Consider the following 18,096-nt stretch of genomic DNA (forward strand, 5'->3'; position numbering starts at 1 on the left):
CCGCGGACCGCCGCGGCGGGGGCGGTCGCGGGCCCGATACCGTAGGGCGCATCATGAGCGCTTCGCAGCCCCAGCACCCTGCTGACGTTCCGGCCGGTATCGCGGCCGATGTCCCGACTCTCCTGGTCAAGATCTTCGGCAAGGACCGGCCCGGCATCACCGCCGGGCTGTTCGACACCCTCGCCGCCTACTCCGTCGACGTCGTCGACATCGAGCAGGTCGTCACGCGGGGCCGCATCGTCCTGTGCGCCCTGGTGACCGCTCCGCAGTCCGGGCTCGAGGGAGACCTGCGGGCCACCGTGCACAGCTGGGCCGAGTCCCTGAAGATGCAGGCCGAGATCATCTCCGGCATGGGCGACAACCGGCCGCGCGGTGTGGGCCGCTCGCTGGTCACGGTGCTCGGCCACCCGCTCACCGCGGAGTCGACCGCCGCCATAGCGGCCGCCATCACCGCGACCGGCGGAAACATCGACCGTGTCTTCCGGCTCGCCAAGTACCCGGTGACCGCCGTCGAGTTCGCCGTGTCGGGCACCGAGACCGAGGAGCTGCGCACGGCGCTGGCCACGGAGGCGGCCCGGCTCGGTGTGGACGTCGCCGTCGTCGCGGCCGGTCTGCACCGGCGCGCGCAGCGGCTCGTCGTGATGGACGTCGACTCGACGCTCATCCAGGACGAGGTCATCGAGCTGTTCGCGGCGCACGCGGGTTGCGAGGACCAGGTCGCCGAGGTGACCGCGGCGGCGATGCGCGGCGAGCTGGACTTCGAACAGTCGCTGCACGCGCGCGTGGCGCTGCTCGCCGGGCTGGACGCGTCGGTCGTGGACAAGGTCAGGAGCGAGGTCCGGCTGACCCCGGGCGCGCGCACCCTGATCCGTACGCTCAAGCGGCTCGGCTACCAAGTGGGTGTCGTCTCGGGCGGGTTCACCCAGGTCACGGACGATCTGCGGGAGCGGCTCGGGCTCGACTTCGCACAGGCCAACACGCTGGAGATCGTCGACGGGAAGCTGACCGGCAAGGTCACCGGCGAGATCGTGGACCGGGCCGGGAAGGCGCGGCTCCTGCGCCGGTTCGCCGGTGAGGCGGGGGTGCCGCTGGCGCAGACCGTGGCGATCGGCGACGGTGCGAACGACCTGGACATGCTGAACGCGGCGGGTCTCGGGGTCGCCTTCAACGCGAAGCCCGTGGTGCGGCAGGCCGCCCACACGGCCGTCAACGTGCCGTTCCTGGACACCGTCCTGTATCTGCTGGGGATCACCCGCGAAGAGGTCGAGGCCGCCGACACGCACGAGGGATGACCCGAGGGACGAGCGGACCCGGGCCGGGGTCCCGGTCGCCCGGGGCCCCGGCCCGTCCCGCCGTCACTCGCTGGGGGCCCAGTAGTCGACCAGGGTCGCGGTGCCGGGCTCGAGGCTCTTCCACGGGCCGGTGAACGTGAGGACGGCGAAGGACGCCGTCGGGAAACCGCGCCGCTGCACACGGTGCAGAGTGTCGCCCTCGGCGTCCTGCGCGAGGATCTCGGTGAGGGCCTGGACGCCGGGGTTGTGGCCGATCAGGACCGTGCTGCGCACGTCGTCCGGGGTCTCGTTGAGCACGGCGATCAGCTCGCCGGGGGACGCCTCGTAGATGCGCTCCTCGTACACGGTGCGGGGCCGCTCGGGCAGTTCGGCGACGGCGAGCTTCCAGGTCTCGCGGGTGCGGGCGGCGGTCGAGCAGAGGGCCAGGTCGAACGAGATGCCGGAGTCGGCCAGTCTGCGGCCGGCGACGGGGGCGTCCCTGCGGCCCCGCTCGGCGAGCGGTCGGTCGTGGTCGGAGACCTGCGGCCAGTCCGCCTTGGCATGCCGGAAAAGGACAATCCTGCGGGGTTCTGCGACGCTCATGGCTCCCAGCTTCGCACGAAACCGGGCACGGGGCGCAGGGAGTTGACGCGGTCGCCCGGCACGGGTGAACCGCGGCGCGGACGGGTCAGTGCTGGACGAGTTCCCTGGCGCGTTCGAGCAGGTGCAGGTAGGCGGGGTCGCTCCCGGCGGCCTGGGCGTCGGCCGGGTTGAGGATCAGCAGGAGCAGCGCGACGAACGCGACGGCCGGCAGCGCGAGCGCCCACCAGGGCAGCCGGGTGCCGGCGCCGCCCGTGGCTGCCGGGTGGGTCCGGGTGTGCAGGGGGGCCGACATGGCTGCCTCCGGTCCGTGTGCGCCGCGGTCCGCCACCGCGGTGGGCCGCCTGGTCGGGGCGACACTTCGACGGTACGGACCGGGCGGGCCGCGGCCCATCCGGTGATCCACCCACTCGACCCTGACCCTGGCCCCCTAGGGGACGGTGGAGTTAACCCCACCCCCGCCGGCTCCGGGCCGGTCCGGACGGGGTCGGCCGGGTTCGGACGGGGTCGGCCCGACGGTCGGCCCGGCGGTATCAGGGAGAGGCGAGCGTCGCGACGATGGCGACGATCACGGTGACGGCCAGCATCGCGCCGAAGACGGCGAGGAGCTTCTTCTGGCTGTTCTGGGGGTTGGGCTCGAGCACAGGCGACATGCGGCAAGTGTCGCACCCGTCCCCCGCGGCCGCGGCGCCGGGGCCGACGGGGTCAGGAGGCGGTCAGGAGGTGGTCAGGAGGTAGGGGCCTGCGCGGTGGCCTCGTCCTCGACCGTGCGGTTGCGGCCGGCGAAGACGCCGACCACGATCTGCGGCACCATCAGCGCGGCCATCAGCGCGATCGGCACGCCCCAGCCGCCGCTGTGCTGGTAGAGCACACCGACGAGCAGCGGGCCGGGGATCGAGATGAGGTAGCCGGTGGACTGGGCGAACGCGGAGAGCTTGACGACGCCGGGGCCGGTGCGGGCACGCATGCCGACCATCGTGAGGGCCAGCGGGAAGGCGCAGTTCGAGATGCCGAGCAGGACGGCCCAGGCCCAGGCGCCGGAGGCCGGGGCGAAGTAGAGGCCCGCGTAGCCGGCCAGGCCGCACACGCCGAGGAAGACCACCATGGGGCCCTGGCTGGGCAGCCGGGCCGCGACGCGCGGGATGACGAAGCCGAGCGGCACGCCCATCACCATGCAGACGGCGAGCAGCACACCGGCGGTGGAGGCGGAGACCCCGGCGTCGCGGAAGATCTGCGCCATCCAGCCCATGGTGATGTAGGCGGCGGTGGCCTGGAGGCCGAAGAAGCAGGCGAGCGCCCACGCGGTGCGGCTGCGGGCGATGCGCAGTCCGTCGCCCTCGGCCGGGGCGGCGGAGCGTGCGTCCGGGGCGGGCGCGGGCTGCTGCGGCGCGATCCCGGTGCGCTTCTCGCGGACCAGCGGGAGCCAGGGGATCACGGCGGCGACGCCCAGGGCGGCCCACACGGCGAGGCCGCTCTTCCAGTCGCCCCCGAGGGCGTCGGTCACCGGGACGGTGACGGCGGCGGCCATCGAGGTGCCCGCGGCGAGCGCCATCGAGTAGAGGCCGGTCATGGTGCCGACCTTCTCGGGGAACCAGCGCTTGACGATGACCGGCATCAGCACGTTGGCCACGGCGATGCCCATGAGGGCGAGGGCGGTGGCGACGAGGAAGGCCACCGTGTTCCCCGTGTACGGGCGGATGACGAGGCCGGCGGCGATGGCGGCCATGCCGAAGCAGACGACGGCGGAGGCGCCGAACCGCTTGGCGAGGCGCGGCGCCATGGAGCCGAAGACCGCGAAGCAGAGCGGCGGCACGGAGGTCAGGAGTCCGGCGAGGCTGCCGCTCATGCCCAGTCCGTCGCGGACCTCTTCGAGGAGGGCACCGAGGCTGGTGATGGCGGGGCGCAGGTTCAGGGCGGCGAGGACGATGCCGACGGTCACCAGGCGTACGGCCCAGGTGTGGGGCCCGGAGTTTTTCTCCGGGTCCGCGGTCGTCGGGGTCGGGTTCGGGGCGGTCGGCGGTGCCATCGTCGGGGTTTCCTCACTAGCCATGAGACCCATATTAGAATCATGGGATGATTGGTTGTCCAATCCGAATGCGTCACAATCGTCAGCACCCGCTCCCGATTCCGTACGAGCAAGCACGAAGGAACGTCATGGCACTGACCTCCCCCCGGCGCTCGGCCCTGTCCGAGCAGGTCATCTCCGCACTGCGCGCCCAGATCTCCTCGGGCGAGTGGCCGGTGGGCTCGCGCATCCCGACGGAGCCGGAGCTCGTCGAGCAGCTGGGCGTCGCGCGCAACACGGTCCGCGAAGCGGTGCGCGCCCTCGCGCACAACGGCCTGCTCGACATCCGCCAGGGCTCGGGCACCTACGTCGTGGCGACGAGCGAGCTGGCCGGGGTGATGCAGCGGCGGTTCGCGGACGCGGACCCGCGGCACATCGCCGAGCTGCGCTCCACGCTGGAGTCGAGCGCGGCGGCGCTGGCCGCGCAGCGGCGCACCGAGCGCGACCTCAAGCAGCTCGACGCCCTGCTCGTGCGGCGCGAGGAGGCGTGGGACACGCGGGACGCCGAGGCGTTCGTGACGGCGGACTCGACGTTCCACATGGCCGTGGTCGCCGCGTCGCACAACGACGTGATGACGGCGATGTACGCGGACCTCGGCGAGGTGCTGCGGGACTGGCTGCGCGGTGACGTGGGCGAGCGCCTCACCGACGAGAACCACATGGACCACACGGCGCTGGTCGACGCGATCAGGGACGGGGACGCGGAGACCGCGGCCACGGAGGCGGCCGGTTATCCGTTCCTGTGCCGGCCGAGCCGGTTCAGCCCGCCTGCCGGTGGCTGACCCAGGCGCTGCGCACGTCCTTCCAGCAGCGCCCGGCGATCCGTACGGTCTCGGCCGGGCCGACCGCCCGCGGCTTCGTGTCGCGGTCGATGTCCCACCACTGCGCGCACTCGACGTGCAGCGCGACCCGGTCGACCGCGGGGTAGGGATTGTGGCAGGTGGCGACGGCGTCCGACCCCACGATCCGCACCCGGCACCCGGCCCCGGAGGGCTCGGGTGCGGCCACGCTCTCGGTGCCGGCGCCCAGCAGAGCGAGCACGGCGAGCACGGTGACGGTCGGGCGGCTCAGACGCACGAAGGGACCTCCTCGCACCAGAGTGCGAGAAGGTCCCTCGTGGTGTCCTGGCCGACTGGCCCATTCGGGGCGACGGCACACGGGCCCCGTCGGGCCCGGACCGGCAGCGGAGTGCTAGGCGCCGATGGCGTGCAGCCCGCCGTCGACGTGGATGATCTCGCCCGTCGTCTTCGGGAACCAGTCCGACAGGAGCGCGACGATGCCGCGGCCGGCCGGCTCCGGGTCCTTCAGGTCCCACTCGAGCGGGGAGCGCGTGTCCCACACCGAGGCCAGCTCGCCGAAGCCCGGGATGGACTTGGCGGCCATGGAGCCGAGCGGACCCGCCGAGATCAGGTTGCAGCGGATGTTCTGCTTGCCGAGGTCGCGCGCCATGTAGCGGCTGGTGGCCTCGAGGGCGGCCTTGGCGGGGCCCATCCAGTCGTACTGCGGCCACGCGAACTGCGCGTCGAAGGTGAGGCCGACGACGGAACCGCCCTCGCTCATCAGCGGCAGCAGCGCCATCGTCAGCGACTTCAGCGAGAACGCCGAGACGTGCATGGCGGTGGCCACCGACTCGAACGGCGTGTTGAGGAAGTTGCCGCCGAGCGCGTCCTGCGGGGCGAAGCCGATGGAGTGCACGACACCGTCGAGGCGGTCGCCGAGCTGCTCGCGGACCTGGCCCTCGAGCCGGGCGAGGTGCTCGTCGTTGGAGACGTCGAGCTCCAGGACCTTGACCTTGTCGGGCTCGGGCAGCTTCTTCGCGATGCGCTCGGTGAGCGTCGGGCGCGGCCAGGCGGTGAGGATGATCTCCGCACCCTGCTCCTGGGCCAGCTTCGCGGTGTGGAAGGCGATGGAGGACTCCATCAGCACACCGGTGATGAGGATCTTCTTGCCCGCGAGGATTCCAGTGGTGTTCGTCATCGTGCTCAGTGACCCATTCCCAGTCCGCCGTCAACCGGGATGACGGCTCCAGTGATGTACGCGGCGTCGTCCGAGGTCAGGAACCTGACCACGCCGGCGATCTCCTCGACCTGCGCGTACCGGCCGAGCGGCACCTGCTTCACGATGTTGGCGCGCTGCTCGTCGGTGAGCGCCTGGGTCATGTCGGTGTCGACAAAACCGGGGGCGACGACGTTGAAGGTGATGTTGCGCGACCCGAGCTCCCGGGCGAGGGAGCGCGCGAAGCCGACGAGACCGGCCTTGGAGGCGGCGTAGTTCGCCTGCCCCGCCGAACCGAGCAGACCGACGACGGAGGAGATCAGGACGACACGGCCCTTCTTGGCGCGCAGCATGCCGCGGTTGGCGCGCTTGACGACCCGGAAGGTGCCGGTGAGGTTGGTGTCGAGGACGGACGTGAAGTCCTCCTCGGACATGCGCATGAGGAGCTGGTCCTTGGTGACGCCGGCGTTGGCGACGAGGACCTCGACGTTGCCGTGCTTCTCCTCGATCTCCTTGTAGGCCTGCTCCACCTGCTCGCCGTCGGTGATGTCGCACTTGACGGCCAGGAAGCCCAGCTTCTCGAGCTCCGCCGGATCCCCCGAGCGGTACGTGATCGCGACCTTGTCGCCGGCCTCCGCGAATGCGCGGGCGATGGCGAGGCCGATGCCCCGGTTTCCTCCGGTGACGAGAACCGAGCGGCTCAACGGATCACCCTTTCGATAGCGGTCGTCGTACCTCGGAAACCTATCGGTACGACCCGGAGTACGGAGAATCGGCCACCGACAGCGCGGCCCGCGACTCGCTGTCGGGTCTCTACAGAAAGTCCTGGCCGTGCACCCCGGCGGCGCGACATGATCGGGGCCCACGGTGGCGACGACAGGGAGACAGCCGTGCCTCATTCGATCGATGACGTCTTCACGGCGCTGCCGCTGCGGGCGCTCGCCGACGCGGCGCTGGCCCGGGCCCGCGCGCTGGGTGCCGAGCACGCCGACTTCCGCCTCGAGCGGGTGCGCAGCGCCGCGGTGCGGCTGCGGGACGCGAAGCCGTCGGGATCCTCGGACACCACGGACCTGGGGTACGCGGTCCGCGTCGTGCACGGCGGCACCTGGGGCTTCGCCTCCGGGGTCGACCTGACGATGGACGCGGCGGCGAAGGTCGCCTCGCAGGCCGTCGCGATGGCGCAGCTCAGCGCGAAGGTGATCGAGGCCGCCGGGTCGGACGAGCGCGTGGAGCTCGCCGCCGAGCCGGTGCACGCGGAGAAGACCTGGGTCTCCTCCTACGAGATCGATCCGTTCTCGGTGCCGGAGGAGGAGCGGGCGGAGCTGCTCGCGCAGTGGAGCGCGCGGCTGCTCGCGGCGGACGGGGTCGCGCACGTGGACGCCTCGCTGCTGAGCGTCCACGAGAACAAGTTCTACGCCGACACCGCCGGTACGGTGACGACGCAGCAGCGCGTCCGGCTGCACCCGCAGCTCACCGCGGTCGCGGTGGACGCGTCGAGCGGCGAGTTCGACTCGATGCGCACGCTGGCCCCGCCGGCGGGGCGCGGCTGGGAGTACCTGACGGGCACGGGCTGGGACTGGGAGAGCGAGCTCGCCGAGATCCCGGAGCTGCTCGCCGAGAAGATGCGCGCGCCGAGCGTGCAGGCGGGCTCGTACGACCTGGTCGTCGACCCGTCGAACCTGTGGCTGACGATCCACGAGTCGATCGGGCACGCCACCGAGCTGGACCGGGCGCTCGGCTACGAGGCGGCGTACGCGGGCACGTCCTTCGCCACGTTCGACCAGCTCGGCAAGCTCAGGTACGGCTCCGAGATCATGAACGTGACAGGTGACCGCACCGCCGAGCACGGGCTCGCGACGATCGGCTACGACGACGAGGGCGTGGCCGGCCAGTCCTGGGACCTGGTCAGGGACGGCACGCTGGTCGGCTACCAGCTGGACCGCCGCATCGCGCGGCTGACCGGCTTCGAGCGGTCCAACGGCTGCGCGTACGCCGACTCCCCCGGCCACGTCCCGGTGCAGCGCATGGCGAACGTGTCGCTCCAGCCGGACCCGGGCGGGCTGTCGACCGCGGATCTGATCGCGGGCGTGGACCGTGGCATCTACGTGGTCGGGGACCGGTCCTGGTCGATCGACATGCAGCGCTACAACTTCCAGTTCACCGGCCAGCGCTTCTTCCGGATCGAGAACGGGCGGCTGGCCGGGCAGCTGCGGGACGTCGCGTACCAGGCGACGACCACCGACTTCTGGGGCTCGATGGCGGCCGTCGGCGGCCCGCAGACCTACGTCCTGGGCGGCGCCTTCAACTGCGGCAAGGCCCAGCCGGGCCAGGTCGCGGCGGTCTCGCACGGCTGCCCCTCCGCCCTGTTCAAGGGAGTCAACATCCTCAACACGACGCAGGAGGCCGGTCGATGAGCCCACGCACCGTCACGCCGCACGAGATCGTCGAGCGTGCCCTCGAGCTGTCCCGCGCGGACGGCTGCGCCGTCATCGCGGACGAGACGTCGAGCGCCAACCTGCGCTGGGCGGGCAACGCGCTGACGACGAACGGGGTGACGCGTGGACGCACCCTGACCGTGATCGCGACCGTCGACGGGAAGCGGGGCACGGCGACCGGTGTCGTGTCCCGGGCCGCCGTCACCGCGGACGACCTGGAGCCGCTGGTCCGGGCCGCCGAGGAGGCCGCCGCGCAGGCCGGACCCGCCGAGGACGCGCAGCCGCCGGTGACCGGGGTGCCGCACTCCGCGACGTTCACCGAGCCGCCGGCCGAGACGTCGTCGGCGGTGTTCGCCCGGTTCGCGCCGGCGCTCGGCGAGGCCTTCGCGACGGCCCGGGCCGGGGGACGCGAGCTGTACGGGTTCGCGCAGCACGAGATGACGTCCAGCTATCTCGGTACGTCGGCGGGCCTGCGCCTGCGCCACGACCAGCCGAACGGGACGCTGGAGCTGAACGCGAAGTCGCCGGACCGCACCCGCTCGGCCTGGGCGGGCCGCGCCACCCGCGACTTCACGGACGTGGACCCGGCGCAGCTCGACGCGGACCTCGCGCAGCGGCTGCGCTGGGCCGAGCGCCGGATCGACCTGCCCGCGGGCCGCTACGAGACGCTGCTGCCGCCGACCGCCGTCGCTGACCTGCTGATCTACCAGCTGTGGTCGGCCGGTGCGCGGGACGCCGCCGAGGGCCGGACGGTGTTCAGCAGGCCGGGCGGCGGGACCCGGGTCGGTGAGCGGCTGAGCCCGCTGCCGCTGACGCTGCGCAGCGACCCGCACGAGCCGGGTCTCGAGTGTGCGCCGTTCGTCCTCGCGCACTCCTCGGGCGACGACGCGTCGGTGTTCGACAACGGCCTGCCGGTCGGCGCCACCGAGTGGATCGCGGACGGGAAGCTGCGCCGACTGTCGACGACGCGGCACAGCGCCGCCCTGACGGGGCTGCCCGTGGCGCCCGCCGGGGACAACCTGATCCTGGACGGCGGCGCGGGCCGCTCGCTGGACGAGATGGTCGCGGACACGGAGCGCGGGCTGCTGCTGACCTGCCTCTGGTACATCCGCGAGGTCGATCCGGCGACGCTGCTCCTGACCGGTCTGACCCGGGACGGCGTGTACCTGGTGGAGCACGGCGAGGTGGTCGGCGAGGTGAACAACTTCCGGTTCAACGAGTCGCCGGTGGACCTGCTGGGCCGGGCCACGGAGGCCGGGCGCACGGAGCAGACGCTGCCGCGCGAGTGGGGCGACTGGTTCACCAGGGCCGCGATGCCGGCCCTGCGGGTGCCGGACTTCAACATGAGCTCGGTCAGCCGGGGCGTGTGACGCCCATAGACTGGCGGGACACCATCAGCTCTGTTCAAGGAGACACGGAACCGTGACGGACATCGTCGACGAACTGAAGTGGCGCGGGCTGATCGCCCTGTCCACCGACGAGGACGCGCTGCGCAAGGCCTTCGCGGACGGTCCGGTCACGTTCTATTGCGGCTTCGACCCGACCGCGCCGAGCCTGCACCTGGGCAACCTGGTGCAGATCCTCACGATGCGGCGCATCCAGCAGGCGGGACACCGCCCGCTGGGTCTGGTCGGCGGCGCCACCGGCCTGATCGGTGACCCGAAGCCGAACTCGGAGCGCACGCTGAACTCGCCGGAGGTCGTCGCGGGCTGGGTCGAGCGGCTGCGCGGCCAGATCGAGCGCTTCCTCGACTTCGACGGCCCGCACGCGGCGACGATGGTGAACAACCTGGACTGGACCCAGGGCATGTCCGCCATCGAGTTCCTGCGGGACATGGGCAAGTACTTCCGGGTCAACAAGATGATCGCCAAGGAGGCGGTCTCGCGCCGGCTCAACTCGGACGCGGGTATCAGCTACACCGAGTTCAGCTACCAGATCCTGCAGGGCATGGACTACCTGAAGCTGTACGAGCAGCGCGGCTGTGTCCTGCAGACCGGCGGCAGCGACCAGTGGGGCAACCTGACCTCCGGCACCGACCTGATCCACCGGGTCCACCCGGAGGCGGTCGTGCACGCGATCGGCACCCCGCTGCTCACGAAGGCGGACGGCACCAAGTTCGGCAAGACCGAGTCGGGGACCGTCTGGCTGGACGCCGAGATGTTCTCCCCGTACGCCTTCTACCAGTTCTGGCTGAACGCGGACGACCGGGACATCTCCAAGTTCCTGCGCACCTTCTCCTTCATGTCCCGCGAGGAGATCGAGGAGCTGGAGCGGCTGACCGAGGAGCGTCCGCAGGCGCGGGCCGCGCAGCGTGCGCTGGCCGAGGAGCTGACGACGCTGGTGCACGGCGCCGACCAGACGGCGGCCGTGGTGGCGGCGTCGAAGGCCCTCTTCGGCCAGGGCGACGGGAACCTGGCGGACCTGGACGAGGCGACGCTCGCCGCCGCGCTGTCCGAGCTGCCGAAGATCGCGGTCACCGAGCTGGCCCCGGCCGTCGAGCTGTTCGCCCAGGTCGGCCTGGTCGCCAGCAAGTCCGCCGCCCGGCGGACGGTGAAGGAGGGCGGCGCCTACGTGAACAACGCGAAGGTCGCCGCGGAGGACTTCGTGCCGGCGGCCGGCGACCTGCTGCACGGGCGCTGGCTGGTGCTGCGCCGCGGCAAGAAGAACCTGGCCGCGGTGGAGGTCACCTCCGGCGCCTGACGGCGCCCGCCCGCCTTCCTGGTTCCGCACGACGGCCCGGTCCCGCAGCCGCGGGGCCGGGCCGTCGTGCGTCGCGGTGCGCCCGGCCGGTCAGGCCTTCTGCTTGTTGCCGCGCAGGGCGTTCCAGGCGAAGTCGCCGACGCCGACCACGACGACGGCGCCGATCAGCTGGAGCAGATGGCGCGTCCAGTCGATGCCCTTGGTGTCGTTGACTCCGATCCCCGTGGCCACCCAGTTGCCGAGGACGCTGCCGATGATGCCGAACACCGTCGTCAGCCACAGCGGGATGTGCTGCTTGCCCGGCAGGATCGCTCGCGCGATCAGGCCCAGCACGAAACCCACGATGATTGCCCACAACCAACTCATGTCGTCGCCTCCTCAAGCGGCGCCGGGCGCAGTCACGCCGCGCATGTGCGATCAGTCTCCGGCCGTACCCCGTACGGCGCATGTCGGGGAGCCCCGTACGTGGGACGGCGCAGTGACGGCCGGGGTCCGCGCCTCCCCCGCTCTCGTGACCGGCGCAGCCCGGGCGTACCGTGGTGGCAGTCCGGTCCGGGGAGAGTCCGGCGAGTCGGCGGGTGGTGGATTGTGATGCGGAAGCGCAGCGGCAACGGCGGAGCAGAGGTCTTCCGGATCACCGGAGCCCGGCAGGGGCTCGCGGCGGACGTGCGCGGGCGGCAGCGCCGGTACGTGATCTCGATGGCGATCCGCACGGTCTCGGTGGTCCTGACGGCGGTGCTGTGGAACGTGGAGCGCCCTGTGGCGATCGTGACGCTGATCCTCGGCGCGCTGCTCCCCTACGTGGCGGTCGTGATCGCGAACGCGGGCCGGGAGAACGTGCCGTCGCTGCCCTCGACCTTCGTGCCGGCCCCGGTGCGGCCGATGATCTCCGCGGCGTCCGCGGCCCCGGCGGAACCGGCGGCGGAGGACCGGCGCTGAGGCCGGTCGCGACCCCTTCGGCACCGTCCGTGAGGGCCCGCTCGCGCGGCGCTGGAGGCCCGCACGAACCTCAGGAAAAGCTCAGATCAATCATGTAGTTCCAGTGCCGGGCGCAGGGTCCCCCGTGACATACTGCGTACGCGCTCCGCATCCCCCGTCGGAGCGACGGACCGACGCCGGGCAGCTCCCCCCGTGGCTGCTCGGCGTCGCCATTTCCGGGGCCTTTAGGGTGGGGGCGTGAACCTCGCGAACCTCTCCGGACCGTCGCCCGCCACCCCCCAGTGCTCCGCCAAGGGCTGCCGCGCCGACGCGGTCTGGGTGCTCGCCTGGAACAACCCGAAGCTGCACACGCCGGACCGCCGCAAGACATGGCTGGCGTGCGACGGACACCGCGAGCATCTGAGCCAGTTCCTCGGGGTGCGCGGCTTCCTGAAGGACGTCGTGACCCTCGCCGAGTGGGAGGAAGCGGCCGGGCGGGAGTAGGTCAGCCGCCGATCGCCGACATCGGGCGGTCGGGCTGCAGGAACGTGGGGTCGTCGAGACCGGAGCCGGCCTTCTTGCCCCACATGGCCAGCTTCCAGATCCGGGCGATGTGCTCGTCCGTGCCCTCGGGGCCCTCGGCGCGCAGGGCCGCCCGCAGGTCCGTCTCCTCTGTGGCGAACAGACAGGTGCGGACCTGGCCGTCGGCGGTGAGCCGGGTGCGGTCGCAGGCGGAGCAGAACGGGCGGGTGACGGAGGCGATGACGCCCACGCGCTGCGGGCCGCCGTCGACGATCCAGCGCTCGGCGGGGGCCGAGCCGCGCTCCTCGGAGCCCTCGGGGGTGAGCGTGAAGCGGGTGCGCAGCGAGGCCAGGATGTCACCGGCGGTGATCATGCCGTCCCGCTTCCAGCCGTGCTGGGCGTCGAGGGGCATCTGCTCGATGAAGCGGAGCTCGTAGTCGTGCTCGAGGGCCCAGGCCAGCAGCTCGGGGGCCTCGTCCTCGTTGAGCCCCGGCATCAGGACGGAGTTGATCTTCACGGGGGTCAGGCCCGCCTCGTGGGCGGCGGCGAGGCCCTCGATGACGTCCTTGTGCCGGTCGCGGCGGGTCAGCGTCTTGAAGACGTCGGGGCGGAGCGTGTCCAGCGACACGTTCACCCGGTCCAGACCGGCCGCCTTCAGGGCGGCGGCGGTGCGCTTCAGCCCGATCCCGTTCGTCGTCAGGGACATGCGGGGGCGGGGCTCCAGGGCCGCGACCCGCTCGACGATGCCGACGAGGCCGGGGCGCAGCAGGGGCTCGCCGCCGGTGAAGCGGACCTCGGTGATGCCGAGGTCGGTGACGGCGATGCGGATGAGCCGGACGATCTCGTCGTCCGTGAGCAGGTCGGGCTTGGCCAGCCACTGCAGGCCTTCTTCGGGCATGCAGTAGGTGCACCGCAGGTTGCACTTGTCGGTCAGCGAGACCCGCAGGTCGGTGGCCACTCGGCCGTAGGTGTCGATGAGCACGTCGGCCCCCTCCCTGATCGTGTTGTGTCTGACACGTCCGAGCCTACGTGACGGGGCCGACAGGAACAGGCCGGTGATCCCACGAGTGTGCGGCGCCCCCGTCGTAGAGAGCTACCAGCTCTCCACGACGGGGGCGCCGTCCGGCCGGGTCCGTCAGTGGGCGCCGGTGCCGGTCAGGGACCGGACCTCCAGCTCCGCGTACTTGCCCTTGTCGGCCTTCTCCTTCGACAGGTAGGTGCCGAGGATGCCGAGGAGGAAACCGACCGGGATCGAGATGAGACCGGGGTTCTCCAGCGGGAACCAGTGGAAGTCGACGCCCTTGAACATCGATGTCTTCTCGTTGCCGGAGACGACCGGCGAGAAGAGCACCAGGAAGACGGCGGTGAACAGGCCGCCGTAGATCGACCACAGTGCTCCGCCGGTGTTGAAGCGCTTCCAGAAGAGGCTGTAGAGGATCGTCGGCAGGTTGGCGGAGGCGGCGACCGCGAAGGCGAGGGCGACGAGGCCGGCGACGTTGAGGTCGCGGGCGAGGGCGCCGAGCGCGATCGAGACGATGCCGATGAAGACGGTGGCCCAGCGGGCGGCCTTCATCTCCTCCTTCTCGGTGGCCTTGCCCTTCTTGATGACGTTCGCGTAGATGTCGTGCGCGAACGACGAGGACGAGGCGAGGGTGAGGCCGGCGACCACGGCGAGGATCGTCGCGAAGGCGACCGCCGAGATGGAGGCGAGCAGGATCGCGCCCCAGTTGGAGTCGACGCCGCCCAGATGGAGGGCGAGCAGGGGTGCGGCCGTGTTGCCCGCCGGGTTCGAGGCGATGATCTCGTCGGGCTTGATGAGGGCGGCGGCGCCGAAGCCGAGGGCGATCGTCATCAGGTAGAAGGCGCCGATGATGCCGATGGCCCAGTTGACGGACTTACGGGCGGCCTTCGCGGTCGGCACCGTGTAGAACCGGATCAGGATGTGCGGGAGTCCGGCGGTGCCGAGGACGAGGGCGATGCCGAGCGAGAGGAAGTCCAGCTTCGACGTGGCGGTGGCGCCGTACTTGAGGCCGGGCTCCAGGAAGGCCGAACCCTTGCCGCTGTTGTCCGCGGCGGAACCGAGCAGGTCCGAGATGTTGAAGTCGAACTTCAACAGCACCAGGAAGGTCAGCAGGATGGCGCCCACGATGAGCAGGACCGCCTTGACCATCTGCACCCAGGTGGTGCCCTTCATGCCGCCGATGGTGACGTAGACGATCATCAGGACGCCGACGAGGGCGACGATGCCGATCTTGCCCGCGTCCGAGGTGATGCCGAGCAGCAGCGAGACGAGCACGCCCGCTCCGGCCATCTGCGCGAGCAGGTAGAAGATCGAGACGACGATCGTCGAGGTGCCCGCCGCGGTGCGCACGGGGCGCTGGCGCATCCGGTAGGCGAGGACGTCGCCCATCGTGTAGCGGCCGGAGTTGCGCAGCGGTTCGGCGACCAGGAGGAGCGCGACGAGCCAGGCGACCAGGAAGCCGATGGAGTAGAGGAAGCCGTCGTAGCCGAACAGCGCGATGGCGCCGGCGATGCCGAGGAACGAGGCGGCGGACATGTAGTCGCCGGAGACCGCGAGGCCGTTCTGGAAACCGGTGAACTGGCGGCCGCCCGCGTAGAAGTCCGCGGCGTCCTTGGTCTGGCGGCCCGCCCAGATGGTGATGACGAGGGTGGCGAGGACGAACACCGAGAAGAGGCCGATGATCAGCGGCCGGTGTTCGCTCGCCTCTCCGGCGGCCAGTACGTGCACAGCTGCGGGGCTCATGCGCCGCCCTCCATACGGGACTTGATGGCGTCGGCCTTCGGGTCGAGCTTCGCGGCGGCGTGCCGCGAGTACCACCAGGCGATGAGGAACGTCGTGAGGAACTGGGCGAGGCCCAGGACGAACGCGACGTTGATGTTGCCGAAGAGCTTGGTGCCCATGAAGTCGCCCGCGTAGTTCGAGAGCAGGACGTAGAGCAGGTACCAGGCGATGAAGGCGATGGTGAGCGGGAACGCGAACGAGCGGTGCGCGTGGCGCAGTTCACCGAACTCCGCGCTCTGCTGCACCTCGACGAACTCCTCGGTGGAGGGCAGCGCCGGCCGCTCGTCGGGGCTTCCCTTCTGCGGTGGTGGGGCGTCGGTGGCCACGGACTCTCCTCGTGATGCGGGTGCTGTCGGGGATGCGGGCAGGGCTGCGTCCGGGCCGCACAGTGACGTGGATCACGTGGGCCGGCTCGCGATGGTAGGGCCTGTGCCGCGTGATCCGACAGGGGGCCGGATCACGCGGGTCGCTCTGCACAACGGCACGGGGACACGGGTGGAGTGGTTCAACTCCCTTGGTTTCTTTCCGGACTCATTGATGACCTGCGTGGATCAGCGATACGTTCAGCCCGCACCACTGGTCATGTACCTGCCCGAGCACCACACGTGTCTCGGGCTTTCGCTTATTCGCCCACAACGACGGATGATGTGGAGATCCCATGGCTCATCTGCCTGCCAGACGCCGCGCGGCCCTCGCCCTGCCGATCGGCGTCGCGCTGACGGCCACCTTCGGCTTCCTGCCGTCCGCTGCCGCCGCGCCCGCCGACTCCCCTGCCGCGAGCGCCACTTCGGAGTCCTCGTCGCTGGCCTACGTGGTGAACACGCGCAGCACCGACGCGCACACGCTGGCCTCGGTCCGCAGGTCGATATCCGCGGCGGGCGGTTCGGTCGTCGAGACGTACGCGCGGATAGGCGTCTTCGTCGTCCACGCCTCCGACCCCGGCTTCGGCAGGCAGGTGCGCGCGGCCCGGGGCGTCGCCTCGGCCGGTGCCACGCGGACCGCGCCGCTCAGCGCGGCCGGCACCACCGACGAGGGCGCCGTGCAGAAGCTCTCGAAGGCGCAGGCCGACCGCCTCGCCGCGCGGGCCGCCCCCGGTCAGGAGCCGATGGAGGCCGACCAGTGGGACCTGCGGGACATCGGCGCGGACCAGGCCGCGAAGATCAACCCGGGCAGCCGCAAGGTCACCGTCGGTGTCATCGACACCGGCGTCGACGACACCCACCCCGACCTCGCGCCGAACTTCTCGGCGTCGCAGTCGGCGAGCTGTGTCGGCGGCAAGGCGGACACGTCGCCGGGCGCCTGGCGGCCGGCGAGCCCCGACCACTACCACGGCACGCACGTCGCGGGCGAGATCGCGGCCGCGCGCAACGGCGTCGGCGTCGCGGGCGTCGCACCCGGCGTCAAGGTCGCGGGCATCCGGGTCGCCGACCCGGTCAACGAGCTGTTCTACCCGGAGGCCGTCGTCTGCGCCTTCGTGTTCGCCGCCGACCACGGCATCGAGGTCACCAACAACAGCTACTACGTGGACCCGTGGCAGTACAACTGCATGGACGACCCGGACCAGCGGGCCATCGTCGACGCGGTGAACCGGGCCCAGCTGTACGCCCAGAAGAAGGGCACGCTGAACCTGGCATCGGCGGGCAACTCCAACCACGACCTCGACGCGGACGCGATCCTCGACGACTCCAGCCCGGACGACTCCACGCCCGTGGAGCGCACGATCGACCCGCACACGTGCTTCGACGTGCCGACCCAGCTCAAGGGGGTCGTCACGGTCAGCGCGACGGGCGTGAACAGGACCAAGTCGTACTACTCGACGTACGGCCGGGGTGTCATCGACATCGCGGCGCCGGGCGGTGACAAGTACCAGATCCCCGACACCCCGTCGAAGACGGGCACGATCCTCTCGACGCTGCCGGGCGGTCAGTACGGCTGGCTGCAGGGCACGTCGATGGCCTCCCCGCACGCGGCCGGCGTCGCGGCGCTGCTCAAGTCGGCGCACCCGAAGGCGTCCCCGGCCCGGCTCCAGGCCCTGATGAAGGCCCAGGCCGACGACCACGCCTGCCCGACCTCCTACGACGGTGACGGCGACGGCGTCGTCGACGCGGTCTGCAAGGGCGGCAAGGCGCGCAACGGCTTCTACGGCAGCGGCATCGTCAACGCGCTCAAGGCCGTCAAGTAGCCGACGGGCGACGGCCGCACGGCAGACCGGCGGGTCCGGGTGGCGCACGCCACCCGGACCCGCCGTGTACCGGGGCCGTGTGCCGCGCAGGATGGTCCGCATGACCTCTGCATCAGGGACCGGGGCCGTGTGGGCGGCCCTCGGCGGGGACCCGGCCCTGCCGGCCCGCGTCGCGTACCTCACCCGCGCGGGCGCGCTACCCGCCCGGCTGCCCGTGCTCGGCCTCGCCCGCGCGTGCGTCGCCGGATGCGCGCTGGCGGCGGCCGAACTCGCCGCCACGCGCGCGGGAACACCCGTCCGGGACATCCGGGTGCGCGTCGACGACGGGGCGGTCGCGACCGCGTTCACGAGCGAGCGGCACCTGCTGGTCGACGGGCGCGCGCCCGTCGACTTCGCGCCGCTGTCCCGCTTCTGGTCCGCCGCGGACGGCGTCCTGCGCACCCACGCGAACTACCCGCACCACCGCGCACGGCTGTGCGCGGCGCTCGGCGCCCGCCCGGACGCGACACCCGAAGCCGTCGCGGCGCTGCTCGCCGAGCGCTCCGCGCGCGACGTGGAGGACGCCGTGTACGCGGCGGGCGGTCTCGCCGTCGCCCTGCGCACGC

General features: G+C 71.6%; 19 protein-coding genes and 1 pseudogene. 9 read left to right on the plus strand and 11 right to left on the minus strand.

The window, feature by feature from the left end; genetic code table 11:
- Window positions 1–53: 53 nt before the first annotated feature.
- On the plus strand, window positions 54–1,292 hold the full coding sequence (gene serB / locus GTW43_RS23940; RefSeq protein ID WP_161304100.1) for a phosphoserine phosphatase SerB: 1,239 nt from the start codon (window positions 54–56) through the stop codon (window positions 1,290–1,292).
- Between the two features lie 63 nt (window positions 1,293–1,355).
- On the opposite strand, the gene GTW43_RS23945 is transcribed toward serB, so the two are convergent.
- From GTW43_RS23945 to GTW43_RS23955, 4 genes are all read right to left on the minus strand, one after another.
- Window positions 1,356–1,874, minus strand: coding sequence for a histidine phosphatase family protein (locus GTW43_RS23945; RefSeq protein WP_161304101.1), 519 nt, complete (start codon window positions 1,872–1,874; stop codon window positions 1,356–1,358).
- Window positions 1,875–1,959: 85 nt separating this feature from the next.
- On the minus strand, window positions 1,960–2,166 hold the full coding sequence (locus tag GTW43_RS23950; RefSeq protein ID WP_161304102.1) for a hypothetical protein: 207 nt from the start codon (window positions 2,164–2,166) through the stop codon (window positions 1,960–1,962).
- Window positions 2,167–2,404: 238 nt separating this feature from the next.
- Window positions 2,405–2,524 carry an SGM_5486 family transporter-associated protein gene (locus tag GTW43_RS38535; protein WP_272922557.1) on the minus strand — a complete coding sequence of 40 codons (120 nt, stop codon included), beginning with the start codon at window positions 2,522–2,524 and terminating at the stop codon, window positions 2,405–2,407.
- Window positions 2,525–2,598: 74 nt separating this feature from the next.
- Window positions 2,599–3,921: an MFS transporter gene (locus GTW43_RS23955; RefSeq protein ID WP_161304103.1), complete on the minus strand. Its 1,323-nt coding sequence runs from the start codon at window positions 3,919–3,921 to the stop codon at window positions 2,599–2,601.
- Between the two features lie 104 nt (window positions 3,922–4,025).
- Here GTW43_RS23955 and GTW43_RS23960 point away from each other — a divergent pair, with 104 nt between their 5' ends.
- A complete protein-coding gene (locus tag GTW43_RS23960; protein ID WP_161304104.1) occupies window positions 4,026–4,718 on the plus strand; it encodes a FadR/GntR family transcriptional regulator in 693 nt (230 codons plus the stop codon).
- Here the strand turns inward: GTW43_RS23960 and GTW43_RS23965 are convergent.
- The 3 genes from GTW43_RS23965 to fabG all read right to left on the minus strand — a co-directional run bounded on the left by GTW43_RS23965 (window position 4,696) and on the right by fabG (window position 6,635).
- Complete coding sequence (locus tag GTW43_RS23965) at window positions 4,696–5,013, minus strand: hypothetical protein (RefSeq protein WP_161304105.1); 318 nt, start codon at window positions 5,011–5,013, stop codon at window positions 4,696–4,698. The two genes, GTW43_RS23960 and GTW43_RS23965, sit on opposite strands and share 23 nt — an antisense overlap.
- Window positions 5,014–5,127: 114 nt before the next feature.
- The gene (fabI, locus tag GTW43_RS23970) at window positions 5,128–5,913 is read right to left on the minus strand and encodes an enoyl-ACP reductase FabI (RefSeq protein WP_161304106.1); all 786 of its coding nucleotides are present in this window, start codon (window positions 5,911–5,913) and stop codon (window positions 5,128–5,130) included.
- Between the two features lie 5 nt (window positions 5,914–5,918).
- Complete coding sequence (gene fabG, locus GTW43_RS23975) at window positions 5,919–6,635, minus strand: 3-oxoacyl-[acyl-carrier-protein] reductase (protein WP_161304107.1); 717 nt, start codon at window positions 6,633–6,635, stop codon at window positions 5,919–5,921.
- Window positions 6,636–6,821: 186 nt separating this feature from the next.
- On the opposite strand from fabG, the gene GTW43_RS23980 reads away from it, so the two are divergent.
- From GTW43_RS23980 to tyrS, 3 genes are read left to right on the plus strand one after another with little or no spacing between them, the layout of a single operon-like run.
- Window positions 6,822–8,345 (plus strand): TldD/PmbA family protein, encoded by a 1,524-nt coding sequence (locus GTW43_RS23980; RefSeq protein WP_161304108.1) that lies wholly within the window; start codon window positions 6,822–6,824, stop codon window positions 8,343–8,345.
- Window positions 8,342–9,736 (plus strand): metallopeptidase TldD-related protein, encoded by a 1,395-nt coding sequence (locus GTW43_RS23985; RefSeq protein WP_161304109.1) that lies wholly within the window; start codon window positions 8,342–8,344, stop codon window positions 9,734–9,736. The genes GTW43_RS23980 and GTW43_RS23985 overlap by 4 nt, the downstream gene beginning before the upstream one ends.
- Before the next feature lie 52 nt (window positions 9,737–9,788).
- Complete coding sequence (gene tyrS / locus GTW43_RS23990) at window positions 9,789–11,066, plus strand: tyrosine--tRNA ligase (RefSeq protein WP_161304110.1); 1,278 nt, start codon at window positions 9,789–9,791, stop codon at window positions 11,064–11,066.
- 90 nt (window positions 11,067–11,156) lie between these two features.
- Here tyrS and GTW43_RS23995 read toward each other — a convergent pair whose 3' ends face one another.
- Window positions 11,157–11,432, minus strand: coding sequence for a GlsB/YeaQ/YmgE family stress response membrane protein (locus tag GTW43_RS23995; RefSeq protein WP_161304111.1), 276 nt, complete (start codon window positions 11,430–11,432; stop codon window positions 11,157–11,159).
- A gap of 225 nt (window positions 11,433–11,657) precedes the next feature.
- Between GTW43_RS23995 and GTW43_RS24000 the strand changes: the two genes are divergently transcribed.
- A complete protein-coding gene (locus GTW43_RS24000) occupies window positions 11,658–12,005 on the plus strand; it encodes a DUF3099 domain-containing protein (protein ID WP_161304112.1) in 348 nt (115 codons plus the stop codon).
- 237 nt (window positions 12,006–12,242) lie between these two features.
- On the plus strand, window positions 12,243–12,488 hold the full coding sequence (locus GTW43_RS24005) for a hypothetical protein (protein WP_161304113.1): 246 nt from the start codon (window positions 12,243–12,245) through the stop codon (window positions 12,486–12,488).
- A gap of 1 nt (window position 12,489) precedes the next feature.
- Here GTW43_RS24005 and moaA read toward each other — a convergent pair whose 3' ends face one another.
- From moaA to GTW43_RS24020, 3 genes are all read right to left on the minus strand, one after another.
- Window positions 12,490–13,488 carry a GTP 3',8-cyclase MoaA gene (gene moaA / locus GTW43_RS24010; protein ID WP_343246103.1) on the minus strand — a complete coding sequence of 333 codons (999 nt, stop codon included), beginning with the start codon at window positions 13,486–13,488 and terminating at the stop codon, window positions 12,490–12,492.
- Between the two features lie 153 nt (window positions 13,489–13,641).
- The gene (locus GTW43_RS24015) at window positions 13,642–15,270 is read right to left on the minus strand and encodes a cation acetate symporter (protein WP_161304114.1); all 1,629 of its coding nucleotides are present in this window, start codon (window positions 15,268–15,270) and stop codon (window positions 13,642–13,644) included.
- Complete coding sequence (locus GTW43_RS24020) at window positions 15,267–15,635, minus strand: DUF485 domain-containing protein (protein ID WP_161304115.1); 369 nt, start codon at window positions 15,633–15,635, stop codon at window positions 15,267–15,269. The genes GTW43_RS24015 and GTW43_RS24020 overlap by 4 nt, the downstream gene beginning before the upstream one ends.
- A 332-nt stretch (window positions 15,636–15,967) precedes the next feature.
- Between GTW43_RS24020 and GTW43_RS24025 the strand changes: the two genes are divergently transcribed.
- Window positions 15,968–17,491 (plus strand): S8 family serine peptidase, encoded by a 1,524-nt coding sequence (locus GTW43_RS24025; RefSeq protein WP_161304116.1) that lies wholly within the window; start codon window positions 15,968–15,970, stop codon window positions 17,489–17,491.
- 100 nt (window positions 17,492–17,591) lie between these two features.
- A pseudogene (locus tag GTW43_RS24030) lies at window positions 17,592–18,096 on the plus strand (hypothetical protein); the annotation flags it as partial.

Source organism: Streptomyces sp. SID5785 (assembly GCF_009870065.1).
Lineage (GTDB): Bacteria > Actinomycetota > Actinomycetes > Streptomycetales > Streptomycetaceae > Streptomyces.